Annotated in this window: 1 pseudogene; it reads right to left on the bottom strand. The window is 53.9% G+C overall.

The features are described 5' to 3' along the window. A pseudogene (locus tag SB773_RS34240) lies at nucleotides 1-241 on the bottom strand (M20 metallopeptidase family protein); the annotation flags it as partial.

Genomic DNA, 241 nt, shown 5'->3' with positions numbered 1-241 from the left:
CCCCTTCTTCGTTCACAGGCAGTGCGTCTATATCTGCGCGCAGCGCAATCGTTTTGCTACCAACAGTTCCGCGCAAAAAACCGACCACGCTGGGAGGCTCGCATGGAATCAGCTCAATTTGCCATTCTTGCAGCCATTTTCGAATATAAGCGGCAGTCTGATACTCCTTGCCAGACAGCTCCGGGGACTGATGCAAAGATCGCCGCTCGTTCACCGTCCATTGGGCAAGAGTCGAGGTACA

Source organism: Bacillus sp. SIMBA_074 (genome assembly GCF_046534555.1).
GTDB classification, from domain to species: Bacteria; Bacillota; Bacilli; order Bacillales; family Bacillaceae_G; genus Bacillus_A; species Bacillus_A mycoides.
This window is presented reverse-complemented; position numbering and strand designations above follow the sequence as displayed.